General features: G+C 59.7%; 23 protein-coding genes and 1 tRNA gene. 15 read left to right on the top strand and 9 right to left on the bottom strand.

Annotated elements, in window-relative coordinates:
* Window positions 1-48 precede the first annotated feature (48 nt).
* The 4 genes from K3725_RS08495 to K3725_RS08480 form a co-directional block, all read right to left on the bottom strand.
* Complete coding sequence (locus tag K3725_RS08495; RefSeq protein WP_260018347.1) at window positions 49-1,014, bottom strand: TAXI family TRAP transporter solute-binding subunit; 966 nt, start codon at window positions 1,012-1,014, stop codon at window positions 49-51.
* Between the two features lie 802 nt (window positions 1,015-1,816).
* Window positions 1,817-4,942 (bottom strand): efflux RND transporter permease subunit, encoded by a 3,126-nt coding sequence (locus tag K3725_RS08490; RefSeq protein WP_260018346.1) that lies wholly within the window; start codon window positions 4,940-4,942, stop codon window positions 1,817-1,819.
* A 3-nt stretch (window positions 4,943-4,945) separates the two neighbouring features.
* Window positions 4,946-6,049, bottom strand: a complete 1,104-nt coding sequence (locus tag K3725_RS08485; RefSeq protein ID WP_260018345.1) for an efflux RND transporter periplasmic adaptor subunit — start codon at window positions 6,047-6,049, stop codon at window positions 4,946-4,948.
* 63 nt (window positions 6,050-6,112) lie between these two features.
* A complete protein-coding gene (locus K3725_RS08480) occupies window positions 6,113-6,298 on the bottom strand; it encodes a hypothetical protein (RefSeq protein ID WP_260018344.1) in 186 nt (61 codons plus the stop codon).
* A 104-nt stretch (window positions 6,299-6,402) separates the two neighbouring features.
* Here K3725_RS08480 and K3725_RS08475 point away from each other — a divergent pair, with 104 nt between their 5' ends.
* The 4 genes from K3725_RS08475 (at window position 6,403) to K3725_RS08460 (ending at window position 10,251) form a co-directional block, all read left to right on the top strand.
* On the top strand, window positions 6,403-7,248 hold the full coding sequence (locus K3725_RS08475; RefSeq protein ID WP_260018343.1) for a neutral zinc metallopeptidase: 846 nt from the start codon (window positions 6,403-6,405) through the stop codon (window positions 7,246-7,248).
* Between the two features lie 138 nt (window positions 7,249-7,386).
* Window positions 7,387-8,493 carry an S-methyl-5-thioribose-1-phosphate isomerase gene (gene mtnA, locus K3725_RS08470; protein ID WP_260018342.1) on the top strand — a complete coding sequence of 369 codons (1,107 nt, stop codon included), beginning with the start codon at window positions 7,387-7,389 and terminating at the stop codon, window positions 8,491-8,493.
* A 16-nt stretch (window positions 8,494-8,509) separates the two neighbouring features.
* Window positions 8,510-9,175, top strand: a complete 666-nt coding sequence (locus K3725_RS08465) for a class II aldolase/adducin family protein (RefSeq protein ID WP_260018341.1) — start codon at window positions 8,510-8,512, stop codon at window positions 9,173-9,175.
* Between the two features lie 29 nt (window positions 9,176-9,204).
* The gene (locus K3725_RS08460; protein WP_260018340.1) at window positions 9,205-10,251 is read left to right on the top strand and encodes a dipeptidase; all 1,047 of its coding nucleotides are present in this window, start codon (window positions 9,205-9,207) and stop codon (window positions 10,249-10,251) included.
* 145 nt (window positions 10,252-10,396) lie between these two features.
* Here K3725_RS08460 and K3725_RS08455 read toward each other — a convergent pair.
* Window positions 10,397-10,482 (bottom strand) — tRNA-Leu (locus tag K3725_RS08455).
* 164 nt (window positions 10,483-10,646) lie between these two features.
* On the opposite strand from K3725_RS08455, the gene K3725_RS08450 reads away from it, so the two are divergent.
* Window positions 10,647-11,225, top strand: a complete 579-nt coding sequence (locus K3725_RS08450) for a YqaA family protein (RefSeq protein WP_260018339.1) — start codon at window positions 10,647-10,649, stop codon at window positions 11,223-11,225.
* A gap of 2 nt (window positions 11,226-11,227) precedes the next feature.
* Window positions 11,228-11,695 carry a disulfide bond formation protein B gene (locus K3725_RS08445; RefSeq protein WP_260018338.1) on the top strand — a complete coding sequence of 156 codons (468 nt, stop codon included), beginning with the start codon at window positions 11,228-11,230 and terminating at the stop codon, window positions 11,693-11,695.
* 62 nt (window positions 11,696-11,757) lie between these two features.
* Here the strand turns inward: K3725_RS08445 and K3725_RS08440 are convergent, their stop codons facing one another.
* Window positions 11,758-12,183 (bottom strand): Lrp/AsnC family transcriptional regulator, encoded by a 426-nt coding sequence (locus K3725_RS08440; RefSeq protein ID WP_260018337.1) that lies wholly within the window; start codon window positions 12,181-12,183, stop codon window positions 11,758-11,760.
* A gap of 112 nt (window positions 12,184-12,295) precedes the next feature.
* Here K3725_RS08440 and rocF point away from each other — a divergent pair, with 112 nt between their 5' ends.
* From rocF to K3725_RS08415, 5 genes are all read left to right on the top strand, one after another.
* Window positions 12,296-13,222, top strand: coding sequence for an arginase (rocF, locus tag K3725_RS08435; RefSeq protein WP_260018336.1), 927 nt, complete (start codon window positions 12,296-12,298; stop codon window positions 13,220-13,222).
* On the top strand, window positions 13,219-14,148 hold the full coding sequence (ctlX, locus tag K3725_RS08430) for a citrulline utilization hydrolase CtlX (protein WP_260018335.1): 930 nt from the start codon (window positions 13,219-13,221) through the stop codon (window positions 14,146-14,148). Before rocF ends, ctlX begins: the two co-directional genes overlap by 4 nt.
* The gene (locus K3725_RS08425; RefSeq protein ID WP_260018334.1) at window positions 14,145-15,191 is read left to right on the top strand and encodes an ornithine cyclodeaminase; all 1,047 of its coding nucleotides are present in this window, start codon (window positions 14,145-14,147) and stop codon (window positions 15,189-15,191) included. The genes ctlX and K3725_RS08425 overlap by 4 nt, the downstream gene beginning before the upstream one ends.
* 301 nt (window positions 15,192-15,492) lie before the next feature.
* Entirely contained in the window at window positions 15,493-15,771 is a 279-nt protein-coding gene (locus K3725_RS08420; RefSeq protein ID WP_260018333.1) for a hypothetical protein, read from the top strand.
* A 177-nt stretch (window positions 15,772-15,948) separates the two neighbouring features.
* Entirely contained in the window at window positions 15,949-16,134 is a 186-nt protein-coding gene (locus tag K3725_RS08415; RefSeq protein ID WP_260018332.1) for a PLDc N-terminal domain-containing protein, read from the top strand.
* A gap of 67 nt (window positions 16,135-16,201) precedes the next feature.
* On the opposite strand, the gene K3725_RS08410 is transcribed toward K3725_RS08415, so the two are convergent.
* Window positions 16,202-16,699 carry a hypothetical protein gene (locus K3725_RS08410; RefSeq protein ID WP_260018331.1) on the bottom strand — a complete coding sequence of 166 codons (498 nt, stop codon included), beginning with the start codon at window positions 16,697-16,699 and terminating at the stop codon, window positions 16,202-16,204.
* On the opposite strand from K3725_RS08410, the gene K3725_RS08405 reads away from it, so the two are divergent.
* Genes K3725_RS08405 through K3725_RS08395 form a run of 3 tightly spaced genes read left to right on the top strand, consistent with a single transcriptional unit; the run spans window position 16,698 to window position 18,884 of the window.
* Window positions 16,698-17,099, top strand: coding sequence for a phage holin family protein (locus K3725_RS08405; RefSeq protein ID WP_260018330.1), 402 nt, complete (start codon window positions 16,698-16,700; stop codon window positions 17,097-17,099). The genes K3725_RS08410 and K3725_RS08405 overlap by 2 nt on opposite strands.
* The gene (locus K3725_RS08400; RefSeq protein WP_260018329.1) at window positions 17,086-17,847 is read left to right on the top strand and encodes a hypothetical protein; all 762 of its coding nucleotides are present in this window, start codon (window positions 17,086-17,088) and stop codon (window positions 17,845-17,847) included. The genes K3725_RS08405 and K3725_RS08400 overlap by 14 nt, the downstream gene beginning before the upstream one ends.
* A gap of 59 nt (window positions 17,848-17,906) precedes the next feature.
* Complete coding sequence (locus K3725_RS08395; protein WP_260018328.1) at window positions 17,907-18,884, top strand: AI-2E family transporter; 978 nt, start codon at window positions 17,907-17,909, stop codon at window positions 18,882-18,884.
* Window positions 18,885-18,920: 36 nt separating this feature from the next.
* Here the strand turns inward: K3725_RS08395 and K3725_RS08390 are convergent, their stop codons facing one another.
* Window positions 18,921-20,273, bottom strand: coding sequence for a mechanosensitive ion channel domain-containing protein (locus tag K3725_RS08390; protein WP_260018327.1), 1,353 nt, complete (start codon window positions 20,271-20,273; stop codon window positions 18,921-18,923).
* 550 nt (window positions 20,274-20,823) lie between these two features.
* Between K3725_RS08390 and K3725_RS08385 the strand changes: the two genes are divergently transcribed.
* Window positions 20,824-21,189 carry a hypothetical protein gene (locus K3725_RS08385; RefSeq protein WP_260018326.1) on the top strand — a complete coding sequence of 122 codons (366 nt, stop codon included), beginning with the start codon at window positions 20,824-20,826 and terminating at the stop codon, window positions 21,187-21,189.
* Window positions 21,190-21,322: 133 nt separating this feature from the next.
* On the opposite strand, the gene K3725_RS08380 is transcribed toward K3725_RS08385, so the two are convergent.
* Window positions 21,323-21,907: an HNH endonuclease gene (locus K3725_RS08380; protein WP_019297838.1), complete on the bottom strand. Its 585-nt coding sequence runs from the start codon at window positions 21,905-21,907 to the stop codon at window positions 21,323-21,325.
* Window positions 21,908-22,073: the final 166 nt, after the last annotated feature.

Below are 22,073 nucleotides of genomic sequence, written 5' to 3'. Positions count from 1 at the left end.
AGGCGAAAACGGGGCGCCTGATGCGCCCCGTTCCTGCTGTCTGGCGGATTACTCGATCCAGCCTTTTTCTTTGTAGTATTTGGCAGCGCCCGGATGCAGCGGCGCAGACAGGCCGTCCGCAATCATCTCTTCCGGTTTCAGGTTGGCAAAGGCCGGGTGCAGCTTCTGGAAGGCTTCGAAGTTTTCGAAGACCGAGCTGACCACTGCGTACACAGCATCCTCAGAAACGTCAGCGGAGGTCACGAAGGTTGCGCCTACACCAAAGGTGCTGGTGTCGTTGTCGGACCCGCGGTACATGCCGCCCGGGATGGTTGCGGTGCGGTAGAAGGAATTGTCGGCAACCAGTTTCTCAACCGCTTCGCCGTCAACGGTCACCAGAACCGAGTCACAGGCAGTGGTGGCTTCCTGGATGGAGCCGGACGGGTGGCCAACGGTGTAGATCATCGCGTCGATCTGGTTGTCGCAGAGCGCCGCGGACTGCTCCGCCGCCTTCAGTTCGGTCGCCAGGGCAAAATCTTCCATGCCCCAGCCCTTGGCTTCCATCAGCACTTCCATGGTGCCGCGCTGGCCGGAGCCCGGGTTGCCGATGTTGACGCGCTTACCTTTGAGGTCATCAAACGTGGAGATACCTGCGTCAGAACGGGCCACAACGGTGAAGGGTTCCGGGTGGACTGAGAACACGGCGCGCAGACCTTCGAAGGCACCGGCTTCCTCAAACTTGGAAGAGCCGTTGTAGGCGTGGTACTGCCAGTCAGACTGGGCAACACCGAACTGCAATTCGCCTTCACGGATGGTGTTGATGTTGTAGACCGAACCGCCGGTGGATTCGACGGCGCATTTGAAGCCGTGCTCCTTGCGGCCCTTGTTCACCAGACGGCAAATGGCGCCGCCGGTCGGGTAATACACGCCGGTCACGCCGCCGGTGCCGATGGTGATATATTCCTGAGCAAATGCTGCAGGCGCCGAAAAGGACGCCGCCACCAATGCACCGATAGCCAGCTTGGTGTGTTTCATGATCAAGTCTCTCCCACTTGTCTTATGAATTGCAGCTTGTCCGTGTCCGCCTGGATTACATGCCTGCAGTTGTTCTGCAGAGGTCAGTTCCGGCCCGTCAGGCAAGCTGTGTGCGGATTATTTTGCACGCGCAGAAGGGTTTCATTGCCACCTCCCCAAGTCAAGACTGCTATTTATTGACGCACCCTCTTTGGGACCTTTTTTCCCGTTATTGACGCCAGTTAGATATTTTTCCCCGCAAACGCTCCGCCCTTCCGCGGGGTTTCAGCGCAAAGTTTTTTCTTGCAGGTGAAGATGAGTTGCGCGCGATTCTCATCTGTCTCATTTCGGTACCGGCGGCCTAAACTCCGCTGCACGCTGATCTTCGGCGTTTTTTCGCATGCTGATAATCAACAGGTGACAAACCGCCGCAACATGGCTATCAAACAGCCCATAAAAAAATTTGAGCCACGGTTTAAGAAACGCCGGGGCCGTTACCAGCAATTGACAGGGAGCTTGCAGCAATGCTGCTGAGCCAAGTAATTTTCAGCAATCCGTCCCTGACGGACTTTTGGGCTTTGGAGCGGTGTGTATCGGCTCAGGCCCGCCGGCTTCCACGGGAAATCAGCGCGCCGTTGACATGCGACGTGGAGCCCGAATTCCGGTGCACGCCCCGCAAGTGGGAATTGATCCTGGCCGAAGCGCATGAACGCGGATTGAGAGCGCGTCAGGCGGCCTGAGCCACCAGTTCCTCAAGCTTAGTGACCTGCTCCAGTATGAAACAGTTCCCCGGCAACGCAACGGCTGCCGGGGAAGCATAGTTTTATTCAGCCGCGCTGATCTGCGGCTGGCCTTTGATACGCTCGCGCATGCCTTGCATCATCGCATAGAGCACCGGCACGACAATGACGCCGACAACGGTTGCTGCAAGCATCCCGCCAAAGACAGCAATGCCGATGGCCTTCTGGCTGGCTGCCCCTGCACCTGACGCGATCAGCAGCGGCACCACCCCCAGCAGGAAGGACAATGCCGTCATCATCACTGCCCGGAAGCGCTGCTTGGCCGCTTCCCGCGCGGCTTCGCGGATGCTGAGGCCCGCCGCCCGCTGCTCCATCGCAAACTCCACAATCAGAATGGCGTTCTTGGATGCCAAGCCTATCAGCATGATCATTCCGATCTGCGTATAGAGGTTGATGTCGTTGCCCGCCAGCGCAACCGCTGCCACGGCCCCGAACAGGGCGACAATCACCGACAGCAGAATCGCGACAGGCATTGTCCAGCTTTCGTATTGACCGACCAGGAACAGGTAGCCGAACAGCACCGCCATCGCCAGGATCACGGTGACCATGCCAGCCGAATCCAGCTGTTGCTGTGCGGTGCCGGTCCACTCAAATGCATACCCTGGCGGTAGTGCCGTTGCGGCCTCCTCCTGCATCACCCGGATCGCGTCGCCTGTGGAGAGTCCAGGCCCCGGAACAGCGGTGACAGTCGCCGAACGGAAGATATTATGCCGCTTGAGCAGCACCGGCCCCAGAACATTCTCGACGTCGATCAGGGTCGACAACGGCACCATTTCGCCAGACTGCGCCCGCACGTAAAGGCCGCCGATGTCCTCGATCTTGTCTCGGTAAGAGCCCTCTGCCTGCAGCATCACTTTGTAAACACGGCCGAACAGATTGAAGTCGTTGACATAATACGATCCCAGATACGCCTGCATGGTCTGGAACACTTCTGCAATCGGCACATTCAGCGTCTTGGCCTTCTCCCGGTCCAGGTCGACAAACACCTGCGGAACATTTGCCCGGAAGGTGGTGTAGGACTGGGCAATCTCAGGCCGCTGGTTAGCGGAATAAACCAGCGAGCCGACAGACTGCGCCAGATCCTGCGGTGTACCGCCAGCGGTTTGCTGCACTGCCATCTCAACACCGGCCGACATGCCAAGCCCGGAGATAGGCGGCGGGTTGAAGGCGACGATGCTGGCAGCGGCCTCGCCATTGGCAATGCCATAGATCTGTCCAAGGATTGCGTTCGGCTGCAGTGCCGCGTCCTGCCGCTCATCCCACGGGGCCAGGTTTGCAATAATCATCGCACCGTTTGCGCTGGCGCCGTTCAGCAAGCTGAAACCGTTGACCAGAACGGTTCCCTGCACACCCGGGATCTGGCGGATCTGCTCGTCTATCCTGCGCGTCACTGCCTCTGTCCGCCCCAGAGCTGCCGCGTCCGGAAGCTGGACATCAACAAACAGATAGCCATTGTCCTCCGACGGCAGGAACCCCTTGGATGTGGAGTTGAAAACCGCACCGGTTCCAAAGGCCACCGCAGCGATGATCGCAAGACCAATCACCGGCAGCCGCAAAAGCCGGGTCACAATGCTAAGGTAGCCGCTGCGAACCCCGCCAATCATGTTTTCGAACATCGCCAGCAGCCCTCTGGGCGGGCCGGAGCGGGCTTTGAGCACAATGGCGCAGAGCGCCGGTGACAGCGTCAGAGCGTTGACCGAAGAGATCACCACCGCAACAGAGATGGTCACTGCGAACTGAGAATACAGCTTGCCTGTAATGCCCGGCATGAAGGTAACCGGCACAAACACCGCCAGCAGCACCAGCGTGGTAGCAATGACCGGCCCGGTGATCTGCCCCATCGCCTTGCGGGTTGCCTCCGGCGGTGACAGCCCCTCCTCGGCGATTATGCGCTCGACGTTTTCCACAACCACAATAGCGTCATCGACCACGATGCCGATCGCCAGAACCAGTGCAAAGAGCGAAATTGTATTGAGCGACATGCCAAGCACCAGCAGGAACGCAAAGGTGCCGATCAGCGAGACTGGAATCGCCACGGCCGGGATGATGGTCGCGCGGAAGGATCCCAGGAAGATGAACACCACCGAGATTACCAGAGCGAAGGTCATCATCAGGGTGGAGATCACATCATTCAGCGACTGCTCGACAAAATCAGTGGTGTTGAATGGAACAGAATAGGAGACGTCGTCTGGGAAGACCTGAGCCAGGCGCTCCATCTCCGCCAGTACGTTCTCAGACACCGATAGCGCATTGGCCCCCGGAGCCTGATAAACCGCCAGAATGGTCGCTGGAACGCCATCATAGTAGCCGGAGGAACTGTAATTGGAGGCGCCCAGTTCCACTTTGGCAATGTCGCGCAGGCGCACTGTGCTGCCGCCGTCGCCGGTGCGGATCACGATTTCCTCAAATTCGCTGACCTCGGTCAGGCGGCCCTTGGACTTGATCGTGTATTGAAACACCTGATCACCCGGAACCGGCGGTGCGCCCACCTGCCCTGCTGACACCTCGATGTTTTGTTCACGGACGGCATTGATCACATCGCCTGGTGAGATGCCCAAGCCAGCCATCTTGTTGGGGTCCAGCCAGACCCGCATGGCGTATTCAAAGTTTGTCAGAATATCCGCCTTGCCGACTCCATTGACGCGCGCCAGAGCGTCCTTGATGTTAATCGCTGCATAGTTCGACAAGAACACACTGTCGTAAGATCCATTGGGGGAAGTGAGCGCCGCCACAAGCAGCATGTTGGAAGAGCTTTTCTGGGTCACAACGCCGTTTGCCGTAACTTCTGCCGGCAGGGCCGCCACCGCCTGTGCGACCCGGTTCTGAACGTTGACCGAGGCGATATCAGGATCGGTGCCCACCTCAAATGTTACCGCCAGCGAGTAGCTGCCGTTATCCGCGGAGGTAGACGACATATACAGCATCCCGTCCACACCGTTGACCTGGGCCTCAATCGGCGCTGCGACGCTCTTCTCAACGGTTTCGGCATTGGCCCCCGGGTAGCTGGCTGTGACATTTACAACCGGTGGCGTGATTTCAGGGAACTGCGCGACTGGCAGCGCGAAATAGCCGATCACCCCCATAACCGTCAGAACCAGGGAGATGACGATCGCGAATTTCGGCCTTGAAATAAATGTGGAGGAGAACATCGGTTACTCTCCTGCCTGTGCTGCCATGACCGGATCCACCTCGACACCGGGACGGATTTTCTGAAGGCCTTCGACCACAACGGCTTCGCCTTTGGTCAGCCCGTCCAGAACGATGATCCCGGTTCCCTGAACATCACCGGTGACGATATAGCGCTGCTGAACCTGGTTCTGATCATTGACCACCAGAACAAACGGCCCCTGCTGGTCCCGCTGGATAGCCGCCTGGCTGATAACGATCCGGTCAACGGCCTCTTGCGACTGGAGGCCGACAGTCAGAAATGCTCCGTCCAGGATCAGCCGGTCATCGTTTTTGAACTCAGCCCGCACTGTGACGGCGCCTGTCGCCGGGTCCACCCTGTTGCCAGCAAAGGCAATCCGTCCCTTCTCCTCCAGCTCTGCCCCATTGGGGAGCACCACGAACACCTCTGGAGCGGTTTCGGTATTGCCGCGGTCTATACCCTCTGTTTGGAGTTCCTGCAGGATTTCGACAAATTGTTTTTCGTTGAGCGAGAAGGACACATAGACGGGGGCTTCACGCACGATATTCACCAGCGCTGATCCGCTGGGGCTGACAACATCGCCGATACTGACCTTTACGCGCCCGACGCGGCCGGAAAACGGCGCATGGACCTCGGTATAGCTCAGATCCAGTTCCGCTTGCTGGATCGCGGCGGCAGCGGCGCGCACTTGTGCCTCGGCCACAAGTTCACTTGCGCGGGCGGTGTCACGGTCGGCTTCCGGAACCGATCCGCGCTCGAACAATTCCTGCTTCCGGGCCAGTTCCAATGATGCCAATTCCAGGTTGGCTTCAGCCTGCGCCAGTTCGGCCCGCCGGCTTTCCAGCACAGCCTCATAAGCGCTGCGCTCGATGCGGAACAGAATGTCGCCTTTCTCAACTTCGGCACCATCCCGGACCAGCACGTCCTCCAGATATCCGCTCACCCGGGCCATGATGTCGGCCTTGTCAATCGCCTCACCCCGGCCAATGAACGTCGCCGTATCCTTTATCGGTTTGATCACCGCCTCGGAAACCGACACTTTGGGAGCGGCACCCTGCTGCTGCGCCCATCCTGCGCCGGCAGATGCCAGGCTAACAGCTGCAACCACTGCCAGCCCAGTCCGGCCAGTCAGGCCCCTTTTCCAGAAACACGTCATTCTTGAGCCCCTCAATTAAACAAAATTTTGAACAGCCACCAAACCCGACTGCCGCTCTGTATCCAAATCGTTACCCCATTGAATACTTTCTACGCACACGTCTGCAAGCAGCACACGCATCTTGAAGTTCATTCCGTCGATGCCGGACGGTCTAAACCCGGCGCGTCCATAGGAACTGCCGCCCTTTGCCAGGCGTTTCATATTCGGCGGGCACCTCCCGCCGCACTTGGCGGAGTTTGATTACGGCGTCGAGGCAATTACCTTGACCCGGCAAGGGTGCCAGTCCTGAGAGCAAGGAGCATGACATGCGTTGGAGAGGGCGGCGTCAAAGCCGGAACATAGAAGACAGGCGAGGCCGCCGGATGCCCGGCAAAGGCGCCGGGATCGGCGGGGCCGGCCTTCTGCTCATCGTTGTCGCAGGGGCCTTTTTCGGTGTGGATCTGACACCTTTGCTACAGGGTCCGGCACCGCAGACCAGCGCCCCCGCTGCAGTCTCCGCAGCCGATCAGGAGGCTGCAGAGTTTGTCAGCGTCGCCCTCGCCGATACCGAAGTTGTCTGGGCCTCCATTTTCGAGCAGCAGCTTGGCCGGCGGTACAGCCCGGCTGTGCTTGTTCTGTACAAGGGGGTGACACAGTCACCTTGCGGCGGCGCAAACGGCGCAACCGGCCCTTTTTATTGCCCGCTGGATGAAAAGGTCTATCTCGACACTTCCTTTTTCACCACTCTCAGCCAGCGGCTGGGCGCGCGGGGTGATTTCGCCGCCGCTTATGTCGTTGCCCATGAAGTGGCCCATCACGTCCAGAACGAACTGGGCATACTAGGCGAGACCCAGCGCGTCAGGGCCCGCGTGAGCGAAGTCGAGTCTAATGCAATTTCTGTCCGGACAGAGCTGCAGGCGGACTGTTTCTCCGGGATCTGGGCGCGCTACGCGCAGGACGCGCTGGGCACGCTGGACCCCGGAGACGTCGAAGAGGCGATGAATGCCGCCAAGCAGATCGGTGATGACACATTGCAAAGGAATGCCGGCCGCGTGCCCCAGCCGCATACCTTTTCCCATGGCACCAGCGCACAGCGGCAAGAATGGTTTGCCCGCGGTTTCCAAACAGGTGAAATAAAGGCCTGCGACACTTTCTCCGCCAGCGCCTTGTGACACTTTGAGTGTTCAGGCCATTGAAATCCTTTGTTGCTGATGCTTGTGTAGCAGCATTGACGCACCGCACTGGACACACGTGACTGAATAATTTCAGCCGCTTTCACGGTGCCACGGCAAACCAGGGGAAGCAGCAGAATGAAAGTTGACGGGACACATTACCGCTCCCTGTGGTGGGACCACGAACGGGACGCGCTGCAGATCATCGACCAGCGCTGGCTGCCGCAAGCGTTCCGCATCCAGCAGGTGGATACGCTGCAGGACTATGCCGATGCCATTGTTGAGATGCGGGTCCGCGGTGCGCCACTGATCGGGGCGACGGCTGCCTATGGCATGGCGCTCGCAATGCGGCTGGACCCGTCCGATGCTGCCATGGATCAGGCTTGGAGCTTTCTCAACGCAACCCGTCCCACTGCAATCAACCTGCGCTGGGCACTGAACCGCTGCCGTGCACATCTGCGGCCGCTGGATATGGCAGAGCGGGCCGAAGCCGCGCTGGCTCTGGCACATGCGATTTCGGATGAGGACGTCGAAATCAACCGCAGCATAGGTTCGCATGGGCTGGAACTGATCCGGCAAATTGCGGCCAGCAAAACCGCGGGTGAACCGGTCCGGCTGCTGACCCACTGCAACGCAGGCTGGCTGGCGACCGTCGACTGGGGCACTGCCACCAGCCCGATGTATCAGGCGCATGAGACCGGCATTCCGATCCATGTCTGGGTGGATGAAACCCGCCCCCGCAACCAGGGCGCGCTCACCGCCTGGGAGCTCGGCAGCCACGGGATCAGCCACAGCTACATCACAGACAACGCAGGCGGCCACCTGATGCAGCACGGGCAGGTTGACCTCGTCATCACCGGCACCGACCGCACCACCCGACGCGGCGATGTCTGCAACAAGATCGGCACCTACCTGAAAGCATTGGCCGCCCATGACAACGGGGTGCCGTTCTACGTCGCCCTGCCCTCGCCGACAATCGACTGGACGGTCTCCGACGGCGTTGCTGAAATCCCGATCGAAGAGCGCCGCGAACGAGAGATCACCCATGTTCAGGGCAAAACGGAAGGCGGAACAATCGGCACTGTACAGGTGACTCCGGACGGAACCCCTGGCGGCAACCCGGCTTTTGACGTGACGCCGAACAGGCTGGTGACCGGGCTGATAACTGAGCGCGGCATTTGCGAAGCATCCGAGGAGGGTCTGGCAGGCCTGTTCCCCGAAATGGCCGCCGCCAGGAGCGCGTGATGCCAAGGGCCGGCCAATGAAACCACCGTACCGGGACGGCACCGAACTCCGGCAGGCGATGATTGATGCCTGCCTGGAAATGAACGAAGCCGGCGTCAACCAAGGCACCTCCGGCAATATTTCAGTTCGCGCGGGAGATCACATGCTGATCACCCCGTCGGGAATTCCTTATGGGAAACTGGCGCCTGAGGATCTTGTTCTGATGCCGCTGGACGGCAGCCCCGCACCGGAAGGTCAGCTGAAACCCTCGACCGAATGGCCCTTTCACCTCGCAATCCTGCAGGCCAAACCCGGCGTGCATGCCGTGATCCATTCCCATCCCGTCTTTTGCAGCGCGCTGGCTATGAACCGTCAGGCAATCCCCGCCTGCCACTACATGGTTGCAGCCTTTGGCGGCCGCGACGTTCCAGTGGCGGAATACGCTCTGTTCGGAAGCCGAACACTTTCAAACAAAATCGTGCACGCTTTGCAGCACCGCAGTGCGTGCCTGATGGCCAACCATGGCGCAGTGACCACCGGGGACAGCCTTCCGCGCGCCCTGTGGCGTATGGTGGAATTAGAAACACTGGCAAAGGGATACGTGACAAGCCTAACCATCGGCACGCCCCACATCCTGAGTGAGGACGAGATTGCCGACGTTGTGACAGCTTTCTCGGACTACGGCCTGAAAGACAGCCGCTGATCTTGCAAAAAACGCAAACTGGAGCCGGTATGGAACATCCCCTGATCTTCGACGGGCATAACGACCTGCTGCTGCAGATCCAGTCCGGCAATGTCGCAGCTGACGAAAATGGTTTCATGGGCTCCGGCGGCCATCACATCGACTTGTCCAAAGCCCGGAAAGGCGGCTTTGCAGGCGGCCTGTTTGCGATCTTTGTTCCGGACGAAGCCGACGCAAGCTTCATGGAAGAAATGATGGCCGAAAGCTATGACCTGCCCTTGCCGCCGGCCCTGGATTGGCCGCGGTCAGCTCAAATCGCGCTGGCTCAGGCTGCAATCTTGAAACGTCTTGAGCGCCAAGGCGCTCTCAGGATCTGCCGCACTGCTGCAGACATCCGAAAGTCGATGCAAAGCGGAACCATAGCAGCTGTCATGCATTTGGAAGGCGCCGAAGCAATCGACCCGGATTTCCATACGCTCGAGGTTCTGCATTCCGCAGGCCTTCGATCGCTCGGCCTGGTTTGGAGCCGCCCCACAATTTACGGCCACGGCGTGCCGTTCCGCTTTCCCTCCGGCCCGGACACCGGCCCCGGCTTGACCGCAGAAGGCGTACGGCTGGTTAAGAAATGCAATGACCTTAATATCATGATCGACCTTTCTCATCTGAACGAAGCGGGGTTCTGGGACGTGGCGGGCCACAGCAGCAAACCTTTGGTCGCAACCCATTCCAATGCCCATGCCCTGTGCCCGCACAGCCGCAACCTGACGGACCGGCAACTGCATGCGATCCGCGACAGCGACGGCATGGTCGGGGTGAACTTCGCCGTTGCTTTCCTGCGCCAAGACGGGCGCATGGACGCGGACACGCCAATTGCAAAAATGATTGAACACCTCGACTACCTTATCAGTACGCTTGGCGAGGACAGGGTTGGACTGGGATCGGATTTTGACGGAGCAACCGTCCCCGCCGCAATCAGGGATGTTTCAGGGCTGCCGATGCTGCGCGAAGAAATGAAGGCGCACGGTTTCGGCGATAGATTAATGGCAAAGCTCTGCCATGGAAACTGGCTTCGGGTGCTGGAAAAGAGTTGGTCATAGCAGTGCCCTGCATGCCTCCAGCCGCGCCGATCAGCGGAACGGAGCACGGCTGGCGCCAACCGGAAGGAGCCGCTGCCATAGAGGCTCAGGTGGTGAAGAAAACAAAGGCCTGCAGCAAGAACACACTGCAGGCCTTTGTTTTTATTGGTACCCAAGGCCGGACTCGAACCGGCACGCTGTCACCAGCGGGGGATTTTGAATCCCCTGCGTCTACCATTCCGCCACTTGGGCCACGCCCTGTTCCTAGCTAAGCAATCGGCTAAGGTCCAGAGGCAAAACGGCAGGCAGCCGCTGAAAATCCACCGGTCCGGAAAATCGGCCTCTGCCCAGCTTGACGGAACGCCGCGCGCGTGCCACCTCCCTAGGAAAACGCCGTTAAGGACGCAGGACCCAGCATGCTGAAACCATTATATGACCGGACAATGGCCTTGGCGGATCATCCCAAGGCGCTGTGGTGCCTGGCGGCGGTCGCTTTTGTTGAAAGCTCGGTTTTTCCGATCCCGCCGGATGTTCTTATGATCCCGATGATCCTCGCCCGTCCCTCGCGGGCCTGGCTGATCGCACTGGTGGCGCTGATTGCGTCCGTGGCCGGGGGCGTTCTGGGATACGCCATTGGCGCCTTCTTTTATGAAGGCATCGGCCAGCCGGTTCTGGAGGCCATGGGCAAGGGTGATGCCATCGCGGAGTTCAACACCCGTTTCAACGATTTCGGTTTCTGGGCTGTTCTGGGCGCAGGCATTACACCATTCCCCTACAAGGTGATTACCATCATGTCGGGCTGGACCGGGATGCCGCTTGGAACTTTCATTGCCACCTCTATCCTCGCACGGGCATTGCGTTTTTTCATCGTAGCGGGCCTTCTGTGGCAGTTCGGCGCCCCGGTCCGTGATTTCATTGAACGCCGCCTGGGGCTGGTTTTCACCGCTTTCATGGTGATTTTGTTCGGCGGCTTCCTGATGGTGAGGTTCATCTGAAAATGCACAGGCTTCTGATCATTCTGGCAGCTGGTGGCTCAGCTGCGCTGCTTCTTGGCGCCCTTGGCTTTCAGTACATAGGCGAAATGGCCCCCTGCAAGCTGTGCTACTGGCAACGCTACCCGCACGCGGCAGCCGCCGGCATCGGCCTTCTTGCGCTGATTATCCCCGGCGCCGCACTGCCCTATTTGGGTGCACTTGCCGCGCTGACAACGGCTGGGGTCGGCGCTTATCACACCGGGGTTGAGCGCGGCTGGTGGGAAGGCCCCAGCACTTGCACATCCGGACCCATCGGCGGCCTGTCTCCTGATCAGTTGATGGAGCAGATCATGGCCGCGCCGCTGGTGCGCTGTGATGAGGTTCCCTGGGAGATGCTGTCGCTCTCCATGGCCAGCTGGAACGCCATCGCGTCCTTTGGGCTGGCTCTGCTGTGGATTTCAGCGGCAAACCACATCCGCAAGCAGAATTAACTTTTTAGCAAGCTGCAATGCGGCCGCCAAAGTGCTGGCCGCATTGAAAAACCTTGCTGGGATCAGGTATCTTTCTTGGTCGCCAGCAGCAGGTTGGTTTCGCTGCTCACGACCCCTTCGAACGTCCGTATTTTGGCGAGTGCAGCATCGAGCGTTTCCAGCGTTTCGGTGCCGAGTTCGATAATCAGATCCCAGCGCCCGTTGGTGGTATGAATAGCCCGCACTTCCGGCAGTCCCTGAAGTTGCCGGGTGATCCGGCTGGTGCCGCGGCCCTCAATTCCAATCATCATCAGCCCGCGCACCGGATCCCGCAGAACATCCTCCTTCAGCACTACGGTAAACCCCAGGATATCCCCCCGCGCCTGCAGACGTTCAATCCTTGCCCGAACGGTGGTCCGCGACAGGTTCAGCTCCAGCGCCAGATCCGAAAGCGACGCCCGTGCATTGTGCCGCAGGGCTGACACCAGCCGCTCATCCGTATTGTCCATACCTTACCCCGTTTTGATCAATTACCCCTCATCATGGGCAAAATGATTGCTGGATTCCATCACGTTTCGGAAGTTTCTAGTATTAAACCTGAGATTTTGGGAGATCAAAACAGTGACTTCGCAACACTGCATCCTGATTGGCGCCCCGGTAGACAGCGGCAAACGCCGGGCGGGCTGCCTGATGGGCCCCGACGCCTACCGCACCGCGGGCATCACCGAAGCCCTGCAAAGCCTGGGCCACACCGTAGAAGACCTCGGAAACCAGATCCCGGACGACCACGTCGAAGATACCAACGAAGGCGTCATTTTTGCCCGCAACGAGACCATTGGCTGGACCTCCCGCCTGGCCAAGGCTGCCGAGAACGCGCTGGAACGTGGCATGCCGGTATTTCTTGGCGGCGACCACTCACTGTCGCTTGGGTCTGTGGCCGGTGCCGCCAATCATGCCGCAAAGGCGGGCCGTCCGCTGTTTGTCCTGTGGCTTGATGCGCACACGGATTTTCACACACCGCAGACGACCGACAGCGGAAACTTGCATGGCACACCGGTAGGATATTTTACTGGCCGCAAAGGCTTTGACGGCTTTCCTGAGGTGGTCAATCCAGTGCCGCAAGAAAACGTCTGCATGATCGGCTTGCGTTCTGTCGATACGCAGGAACGGCTGGCGCTGGAAGGCAGCAGCATTCTCACCCACGACATGCGCCACATTGACGAAAACGGCATTGCCGGGCCGCTGAACCGTTTCCTGGAGCGGGTTGCGCAGGCCAATGGCATGCTGCATGTCTCACTGGACGTCGATTTTCTGGACCCCTCGGTTGCCCCAGCGGTCGGCACCACTGTTCCCGGCGGCGCCACAGTACGGGAGGCGCATCTGGTCTGCGAGATCCTGCATGATTCCGGACTGATGACCTCGCTGGACCTGGTTGAACTTAACCCCTTCCTAGATGAGCGCGGTCGCACCGCGCATCTGATGGTGGACCTCTGCGCCTCTGCGCTTGGCCGCCGCGTCTTTGACCGCCCGACACGGAGCTATCAGTGAGCAGCCTTCAAGCCCCCTCAGCAGTGGTGATGATCCGGCCCCACCACTTCTGCTCGAACCCGGAAACAAAGGGTGATAACGCCTTTCAAACGCTGGCAAACACCTCGGCTGAAGCAACCTCAGCCCAGGCACTGGCTGAGTTTGACGGTGCCGTGGAAACTCTGCGTGGCGCTGGTGTCACGGTGCATGTGTTCGACGACACCACCACCGAAACACCGGACAGCGTGTTCCCGAACAATTGGTTTTCCACCCATGCCGGCGGTCATGTTGCGGTGTACCCAATGTATGCCGAAAACCGCCGCAAAGAACGCCGCTGGGATGTTATTGAGCTTCTTAAGCGTGACTATCGGGTGCAGGACGTGATCGACTATTCCGGCCTTGAACAGGACGGCCTGTCGCTGGAAGGTACCGGCGCCATGGTCCTCGACCATATCGGGCGCATTGCCTACACGGTGAAATCCAACCGCGCCGATCCGGTGCTGCTGGAACGCTTCTGCACCCATTTCAATTTTGAACCCATGGTGTTCGAAGCCAAAGATGATGCAGGCCGCGACGTTTACCACACCAATGTCCTGATGGGAATCGGCACCGAATACGCGCTGATCTGCCTGGACATGATCGTTGATCCCGCCCGCCGAGCGGAAGTTGCGGCGAGGCTGGAGGAAACCGGCCGCCAAGTCATTGACCTGACACCGGAACAGATCGCCAGTTTCGCCGGCAACGCGCTGGAACTGACAGGCCGCAGACGCCTCCTGGCGCTCTCCGCAAAGGCACTGCAGGCGCTGCGACCGGATCAGACCGCCATCATTGAGCAGAGCGCTGAGCTGCTCCCCTTGACCATTCCAACCATCGAAACCGCAGGCGGGTCGGTGCGTTGCATGCTGGCAGGCATCCACCTCAGCCCCCGTGAAAGGAAAACCGCATGACACAGCCCTCAGAGAAGGCCCTGGTGCCTTTTGTCAGCGTCGACAACATGATGCGCCTCATTCATCACGTCGGCATCGAACAGATGCTGCGGGATCTGGCGGACTATGTCGAAGAGGACTTCAAACGCTGGGAGCTGTTCGACAAGACCCCGCGCGTTGCCAGCCACTCAGACGTCGGCGTGATTGAACTGATGCCGACTTCCGATGGCGAGGCCTATGGCTTCAAATACGTAAACGGGCATCCCAAAAACACCTCCGAGGGGCTGCAGACCGTCACCGCCTTCGGACTGCTGGCGGATGTATACACTGGCTACCCGGTGCTGCTGACCGAGATGACCATGCTGACAGCGCTGCGCACTGCCGCAACATCTGCCATGGCCGCCAAGTATCTGGCACCCAAGGGCGCAACCACCATGGCAATGATCGGCAACGGCGCCCAGTCCGAATTCCAGACCCTGGCTATGAAAGCGATCATCGGCCTGAAGTCCGTGCGGCTTTTTGACAAGGACGCGGCGGCAACCGAAAAGTGCGCCCGCAATCTGCAAGGGCTCGGGATCGAGGTTGTCAGCTGCAAGACACCGGAAGAAGCCATTGAAGGCGCTCAGATTCTCACCACCTGCACCGCCGACAAACAGTATGCGACCATCCTGACCGACAACATGGTCGGCAGCGGTGTGCATATCAATGCCATCGGCGGCGACTGCCCGGGCAAGACCGAACTGGCTGCGGGTATTCTCAGCCGCTCAGACGTCTTCGTCGAATACCCGCCTCAAACCCGGATTGAGGGCGAAATCCAGCAGATGCCGGAAGATTTTGCCGTGACGGAGCTGTGGGAAGTGATTTCCGGCAAGAAACAGGGACGCACCGGCGACCGCCAGATTACGCTGTTCGACAGCGTCGGCTTTGCGATCGAGGATTTCTCGGCATTGCGCTACATCCGTGACCGCATCAAGGGCACAGACTATTTCATTGACCTGGATATGCTGGCAGATCCGGATGATCCGCGCGACCTGTTCGGCATGCTGCAGCGCGCAAAGGCGTAATCCCGGTCCGGCGTTTGCTACCTGGGCGGCAAACGCAGTGCTGATGACAAAAAATGCATTCGTTGGGGAACCAATCTGCGCCTCGCGCGTCTTGCTCAGGTAAGCAGCCTGCCGCTGCTATTGGACACGTCCCCAAATTGTCCGACAACTCGCCCCCGCCCTTTGCAGGCGGGGGCTTTTTCTTGGCCTGGAATCTTTGGCATCCAATGGCCGCGGAACCTTTTGCCTGCACAACCGTTGTCCCTTCACAAGGCGCTGATCGATGCGCTGCAACGGGAACCAGATGCAAAGGAAAGAAAGTATGACAGAGACAGCCGCAACAAAGCAGTTTGCCAACGCCGACTCCGCATCTGAAGAGCCCGCGGGCGAGCGGCTGGCTGACCGGGCCAAAGAGCAGGCCCAAGAGGCCGTTGAGCAGGCACAGGAACAGCTGCAGGCCGGCCTCAGCTATGGCAAGAGCGAGATCGACCGGCTGACTAGCCAGTCTCAGGACTTCATCAGGAAGAACCCAGGCCTGGCCGTTGCCGGTGCGCTGGGGGCTGGAGTGCTGCTTGGTCTGGCGCTGCGCAGACGGTACTGATCAGCTAGCCATCCCCACTTGAATCAGAAAGCTGCGCAGGACGCGCAGCTTTTTCTTTTCAGTTTCCTATGCCCGGCAGGATTCGGCCTTTTCCAGCCCGGAAAAACTCTCAGCAGGGAACCTTAGCCCTCCGGCCTGCGTTTATCCTGCAGAAGCAATTTCCTAAGGGAGAAGATCATGGAATATGGACTTATCGGCCTGCTCGTGCTGGCGGCAGACATCTATGCGATCATCAAAATTGTCTCCTCCAGCGCCTCTACCGCTGCAAAGATTCTCTGGGTTCTGCTGATCCTGCTGCTGCCGGTCGTGGGCTTCATCATCTGGCTGATTGCCGGTCCCAAATCCTCTGCCGCCCATATCTGATCGCCGCAAGGGCTCCAGCCGTCGGCCCGGCTATAACACGGTCAAGCCGCGGCGCCCCCTTGCGCAGTCAAATCCTGCAGAACGCGCTGCACTTCGGCGCACGGACACCCGAGAGGCTTTGAAAATGACGGACACTTCCGAATTGGAACAAAAGGCGCGCAGTCAGGCTGCTGGTTTGGGCCGCCAAACCAAGGCCGCGGTGGCAGGAAAACTCCGTGAAGCAGCGGACGCCGCCCAGTCCCAGGCCGCACAGGAGGTAGAGGCCGCGGCAAGTGCGGCAGATGCCGCCGCCGGTGCCTTTGCACCCGGAACAGTGCAGGCCCAGGCCGCAAACATGGTTGCCGGTCATTTGGAGGACGCCGCCCACCGCGTCCGGACGCTTGACGTTGAGCAAACTGTTGAGGATGTCAGCGCCTTTGCCCGCCGCAACCCGCTCCTGTTCTTGAGCGCGGCTGCTTTGGCTGGTTTTGCAGCAACCAGGTTTCTGAAGGCACACGACCGCGAACCTGAAACGTCCGGCGGCGCTTTCCGCAATAACACTTCGGAACATGAGGGGACCGGTCATGGCGTATCGTAATTTGCGCGAGTCGCCTCAATTGGTCTCTGAGGTGCTCCGCCACTTTGCAGCCTTGCTGCGCAGCGAAGCTGAACTGGCCAAGGGTGAGCTGAAGGAGAAGGCTGCCAGCGCCGGAACCGGCCTGGCCTGTCTGGCAGCCGCAGCAATACTTGCTCTGGCCGGTTTGCATGTGCTCGCGGCCGCACTGGTTGCCTGGATTGCAACCGCAGGTTTGTCACCGGGTCTTGCTGCCTTGCTTGTCGGCGGCGTGCTGATTGCGGCAGCCGCGTGCCTGCTGGCTGCGGCCAGAGCACGTCTGAATGGCAAGGCGCTTCTGCCCACGCGCACCATCCGCAGCGTCCAACGGGATGCAGCCAGCATTAAGGAGGCCACTCATGACCGGCACTGACAGGCTCGAACAGCAGGCCGAAGAAAACAGGCGCCGCTTGGCAGCTTCTCTGTCCGGGCTGACCGGCGCCTTGTCGCCTCGCCATGTCACAGACCAGCTAGCAGCAACGGCCCATGGGTATGGCGGCCAGCTGGGTCAGGAGGCAATGTCTGCCGCCAAACGCAACCCGGCCGCGCTGCTGCTTACCGGCGCTGGACTTGCGCTGATGTTCACGGGCACGGGCAGCCGCCCGCAGGCGGCGGCCTCAGAAACCTCTGCGGTTCCGCCGGAAAAAGCGTTCACCGGCTTCGATGACCGTGTTGCCGCGGCGGATGCCGCCATGAAACAGGAGATGACAGGGATGAGCGACGAAAACGTCCGCAGCAGCAAGATGCGTGAGACTTTGCATGCTGGGCTGGATGCCCTGCCCGATGCCGCCCGCAAACGCGTTCTCAAGGCGCGCACCGCCGCATTGCACGCCCAGGAAAAGATCGAAGCACAGGCCGCCCGCGCAGCTGCTCAGGGCCGGACCTTCTATGACCGGAACCCGCTGGCCGCCGGTGCCATTGCGCTTGGCCTGGGTGCGCTGATCGGTTCGCTCCTGCCGCCGACCCGCCGCGAAGACGAACTGCTGGGGTCACACCGGGATGCCCTGGCAGCCAAGGCAGAAGCGGCCCTGCGGGAGGAGATGGACAAATTGTATCACAAAGCTAGCGCCAAGCTGGATGGAGAAGACAGCGGGCTACCGCGGCAGACCGCTGCACGCTGACGGTCATGCCCGGGTTCCTGAAAACTGCCCTAAGCGGCCGGGGGGTCCGCGTGATGCTGATGATCCTGACGGTCATCAGCATCACCGCTGCCTTGCAACTGGCACAGCAGATCCTCGCACCGATGAGCTTTGCGCTTGTGCTGGGTGTAGTGGTGTCACCGCTTGCGGACAAGCTGGCGCGCGCCGGTGTGCCGCGGCTGGCCATTGCTTTGACGCTGCTTCTGCTGTGCACGCTGTTTGTGGCGGTCATCCTTCTTTTGATCGAACCTTTGATCAACGTGCTGATCGACGAATTGCCCCGCATAAAGTCGGTTATGGCCGGGTTGATCGACCGCGCCTCTTCTCTGCTGCGGGGCATTGAAACAATCAGCCAGGAAATCGAAGAAAGCGTTGGCGCCGAAGCTGTGGAACCGCAAACTGCGATCCCTTCGGTCGGCGATGCGCTGTGGCTGGCACCGAGCTTTGTCTCCCAGGTGTTCATCTTTGTGGGCACGTTGTTTTTCTTCACGCTGACCCGCAACGATCTCTACCGGCTGACAGGATCGATGGCGCCCCGGCTGAAGCACGCGGATACCGTTGTTGCACGCTACTTTGCCGCAATCACGCTGGTGAACACTGGACTGGGGGCGGTCACGGCAGCCGCAATGATGGCTCTTGGTGTTGAATATGCTCTTCTGTGGGGTTTGGCGGCAGGGCTGCTGAACTATGTTCTGTACCTGGGCCCGCTGCTGATAACTGTGAGCCTGGCCATTGCCGGGATGCTCCAGTTCCATGGCATCTATGCCATCCTGCCGCCGGCAGCTTTCTTGCTGATCAATCTGGCAGAGGCCAATATTGTGACGCCCTTGGTCGTGGGCCAGCGCATGGCGATCAATCCCCTGCTGATCTTCGTGGCAATTGTCTTCGGCTTGTGGCTGTGGGGGCCGGTTGGCGCCTTCGTGACTTTGCCGCTGCTTCTTTGGCTTGGCGTTCTGCTGGAACCGCAGCCGGAGGAGAAAGGACGCGCCGAAGAAGATCCGCTCCGCGAAGTCCTGTAAAACCATACATTGCCCGCGCAGTTTGCGTGTCTGCTGTCACTCCACCTGCTGCTGATCGTCCAGCAGGTTCTCTCCGCCATCGAGCCCCTTGCGTTCCCGTTCCGCAGCCTCTGCACCGGCAGGTTCTGACCTTGCGGGATCCGCGGCCTCTGGCAAATCGGCGGGTTCGGGTTTGGCCGGGCGTCTTGTGTCAACCGGCTCCTCGGAGGACGGTACAGCCGCCTGAGCACCATCAAGACGCACACGGTAGATCGGCTCCGGCAGACCGAAGCCAGCAGCCTCCAGCGCCAGCTTGGCGGACCGGATCGCTTCGCCCCGCGCCTTGGCAAAATCCACCTTGGTCTGATCCACCCAGCCGGTGAAGGTCAGGACCACGTTGGAATCCCCGACCTCGCTGATCCAGGCACCGACTTCCGGCTCCTTCAGCACAAAGGGCTGCGCCTCCAGCGCGGCAACGGCCGTGGCCAGCGCCGCCGCCAGATCCGCATCCGCGTCGACCCCCAGGTTAAATCCGAAACGGCGCCGGGGATCACGGGTGAAATTCACGATACGGCCCTTGTACACGGTGGCATTCGGAATGCGGATGTGGTTGCCCTCGGGCGAGATCAGGATGGTCGCACGCGACGTCAGCCGGGCGACTGTCCCCTGGTCCCCCTGGATGTCCACAAAGTCATTGGGCCTGAACGGCTGGCGCAGGCTAAGCAGGATGGACGCAATGAAGTTCTCCACCGTGTCGCGCACCGCAAAGCCAAGTGCCAGCCCAACAACACCAGCAGCGCCCAAAACAGCGCCGATCAGCGCGGTTGCGTTGAGAATATCCAGAGCCAGCACCAGCCCCGTCAGGATGAACAGGATGCGCGCCACGGCCCGGTAGACATCAGCGATAAAGGCGTTGGGAGCCAGCCGGGTCCAAATACCGATCCGCGTGGTCAGTAGCCAGCCCCCCGCCGCGACCACAAGAAAAGCCGTCAGCGCCACAAGAAAAATCGGTCCGTTTGCCAGCAGGTTACGTGTCCTTGCTGCGATCCGTTCCATCGCCGGGGCCAGCCGTTCCTCCAGGGATCCGCTGATCTCAGTCTCATTTTCGATCGCAACCACGCCCTCTACCCGGTTGATGATCTGGTTCAGCCTGTCCTGCGCTGCATTGTCGATCACGTGCCCGGTAATCCTGACAACACCTTCAGAAACCGACACGTTCACGGCGGCGAAACCATCAATCTGCGCCAGAAGCTTTTCGATCCGGTTGAGGATCTCACTATCGCGCACGGCCTCGGCGCCCACTTCGATCTGGCCGTCTGTCTGAACCGGACCGTCTGCGGATTGCGCCAGACTGCCGGCAGCAGTGAAAGAAAGCACCGCGGCTGCCATCACAGCTAGAACCGAACGCAACAGAACGCGGCTTAGGCTTGCAGTTCTCTCTGTTCCCCGTTCCTGCCCCAACTCAACTTCCTCCTCAGAGCAATAGCGGCGTCAAAACACGCGGCCTGTAGTGCAACCAATACCCCGGTTAACGCGGCTGAACATTCCTTAAAGCAGAATAGCGGGGTTGAATATGCAGGGTGACACATCTCTGCTCCATTGAAACCGTTCGCGGAGGGATCACAATGACTGTCCGCCCTGACCGTTTCACTGGTTCTGGTCAAGAATTTCAGCGTGCCTCGGCAGGGACATTTAATCTGTGACAACTCACCAGCCAAATCATGAGGTCAGCGAAACAGTACGAAAACGGCACTTGCTCAGCTTCTGCCCTCGGCAGGTCACAACATTTGACCATCTGTAATGCTTTAAAAAACAGCAACTTAACAAGGACCATCTCGGTTCCGCGAACCGGCCCTGACAGGGCAAGATTTATTTCCGGAAACTGCAAGCTGGTATGTCATAGTTAAATGCAGTTTGGCTGGCCAAGTGGCATGGCTCCTTTTAAAACTAAGGAGACTTTATGGGCACTGAACCATGTGGTGCAGACGCACCAATTCTTATTCTGACGGAAAACGCGTTCGAAGCCCTCGACATCAGCGACTACTTGGTGCGCCGGGGACTGGGGAGCGTTGTCAGCGAAACCAAGATCGAGCACTGCGATACATTCCTGGACGACAGCGCGACGCCTCCGCGGCTGGTGTTCTTTGCGTTCTCCCTCAGTGTTCCTGCCGCGCGGAACTGGCTTCTTGCCGCGCGTGACAGGGGCTGGCGTATCATTCTGGTCAACGGGAAAACCACAGACCCGGATGTGAAAGACCTGCCAATGCTGACCCGGCCATTTGCGACCTCCCATCTGGACGCAGTCATGGACCAAATCGGGGAGTAGCCACTGCGGAACCCGTCAAGCACGTCGCCGGAAGCAGAAAGGGCCTGATGGCCCTTTCTCACTTCGCTTCCAGAGTGCAGGGCGACTTGCTCTGGCGGTCTTTTCAGAAACGAAAGGGCTTTGTCTTCGGCCTTCAGGCATCCAGCTCCGTATCCCAGTACAGGAAATCCATCCAGCTTTCATGCAGGTGGTTCGGAGGGAACTTGCGCCCGGTATTCCGCAATTCCTCAGCTCCGGGCCGGCGCGGCGGCTTGCGCAGCGACATCCCAGCCCGGTGCAGCGACTTTGACCCTTTCTTGAGGTTGCAGGGGCTGCAGGCGGCAACGACATTTTCCCAGCTGGTCACACCGCCGGCCGCCCGCGGCACCACGTGGTCAAACGTCAGCTCCCCTTTGCTGCCGCAATACTGGCAGCAGAATTCATCCCGCAAAAACAAATTAAAGCGCGTGAAGGCCACGCGCTTTTGAGGTTTCACATAATCTTTCAGAACCACCACAGACGGTATTCGGATCTCTGTACTCGGACTGTGCACCACTTCGTCATATTCCGCCACGATGGCCACCCGGTCGAGCCAGGCTGCCTTGACCGCGTCCTGCCACGACCAAAGAGACAGCGGATAATAGGAAAGCGGCCGGTAATCCGCATTCAAAACCAGTGCCGGGTGCTGTTTTAGCGCCCCCGGAGATCTGACAAACTCTGCTCTGAAATCGCCATCCATCTTTGAACGTCTTCCTCGCCCTGATCTTCCGTTTCCCGGAACCAGAGCGGGGAACCCGCCCCAGCCTAGATTTGACTATATATCGTGGTTGGCACCTGACAAGCCCCAATGACCCACAATATGTCGGGAGCAAGCTGCGCTGATTCCATGACAGGCCCATGACAGT

It is taken from the genome of Leisingera sp. S132 (genome assembly GCF_025144465.1).
Taxonomy (GTDB): Bacteria; Pseudomonadota; Alphaproteobacteria; order Rhodobacterales; family Rhodobacteraceae; genus Leisingera.
The sequence above is the reverse complement of the archived record's forward strand: the minus strand, read 5'-3'. Positions and strand labels throughout refer to the sequence as shown.

What these genes read in the sequence shown, in the direction of transcription:
- K3725_RS08495 (WP_260018347.1), bottom strand. Translation starts at nt 1,014, where the DNA reads ATGAAACACACCAAGCTGGCTATCGGTGCATTGGTGGCGGCGTCCTTT.
- K3725_RS08490 (WP_260018346.1), bottom strand. Translation starts at nt 4,942, where the DNA reads ATGTTCTCCTCCACATTTATTTCAAGGCCGAAATTCGCGATCGTCATC.
- K3725_RS08480 (WP_260018344.1), bottom strand. Translation starts at nt 6,298, where the DNA reads ATGAAACGCCTGGCAAAGGGCGGCAGTTCCTATGGACGCGCCGGGTTT.
- K3725_RS08475 (WP_260018343.1), top strand. Translation starts at nt 6,403, where the DNA reads ATGCGTTGGAGAGGGCGGCGTCAAAGCCGGAACATAGAAGACAGGCGA.
- mtnA (WP_260018342.1), top strand. Translation starts at nt 7,387, where the DNA reads ATGAAAGTTGACGGGACACATTACCGCTCCCTGTGGTGGGACCACGAA.
- K3725_RS08465 (WP_260018341.1), top strand. Translation starts at nt 8,510, where the DNA reads ATGAAACCACCGTACCGGGACGGCACCGAACTCCGGCAGGCGATGATT.
- K3725_RS08460 (WP_260018340.1), top strand. Translation starts at nt 9,205, where the DNA reads ATGGAACATCCCCTGATCTTCGACGGGCATAACGACCTGCTGCTGCAG.
- K3725_RS08450 (WP_260018339.1), top strand. Translation starts at nt 10,647, where the DNA reads ATGCTGAAACCATTATATGACCGGACAATGGCCTTGGCGGATCATCCC.
- K3725_RS08445 (WP_260018338.1), top strand. Translation starts at nt 11,228, where the DNA reads ATGCACAGGCTTCTGATCATTCTGGCAGCTGGTGGCTCAGCTGCGCTG.
- K3725_RS08440 (WP_260018337.1), bottom strand. Translation starts at nt 12,183, where the DNA reads ATGGACAATACGGATGAGCGGCTGGTGTCAGCCCTGCGGCACAATGCA.
- K3725_RS08425 (WP_260018334.1), top strand. Translation starts at nt 14,145, where the DNA reads ATGACACAGCCCTCAGAGAAGGCCCTGGTGCCTTTTGTCAGCGTCGAC.
- K3725_RS08420 (WP_260018333.1), top strand. Translation starts at nt 15,493, where the DNA reads ATGACAGAGACAGCCGCAACAAAGCAGTTTGCCAACGCCGACTCCGCA.
- K3725_RS08415 (WP_260018332.1), top strand. Translation starts at nt 15,949, where the DNA reads ATGGAATATGGACTTATCGGCCTGCTCGTGCTGGCGGCAGACATCTAT.
- K3725_RS08405 (WP_260018330.1), top strand. Translation starts at nt 16,698, where the DNA reads ATGGCGTATCGTAATTTGCGCGAGTCGCCTCAATTGGTCTCTGAGGTG.
- K3725_RS08410 (WP_260018331.1), bottom strand. Translation starts at nt 16,699, where the DNA reads ATGACCGGTCCCCTCATGTTCCGAAGTGTTATTGCGGAAAGCGCCGCC.
- K3725_RS08400 (WP_260018329.1), top strand. Translation starts at nt 17,086, where the DNA reads ATGACCGGCACTGACAGGCTCGAACAGCAGGCCGAAGAAAACAGGCGC.
- K3725_RS08395 (WP_260018328.1), top strand. Translation starts at nt 17,907, where the DNA reads ATGATCCTGACGGTCATCAGCATCACCGCTGCCTTGCAACTGGCACAG.
- K3725_RS08385 (WP_260018326.1), top strand. Translation starts at nt 20,824, where the DNA reads ATGGGCACTGAACCATGTGGTGCAGACGCACCAATTCTTATTCTGACG.
- K3725_RS08380 (WP_019297838.1), bottom strand. Translation starts at nt 21,907, where the DNA reads ATGGATGGCGATTTCAGAGCAGAGTTTGTCAGATCTCCGGGGGCGCTA.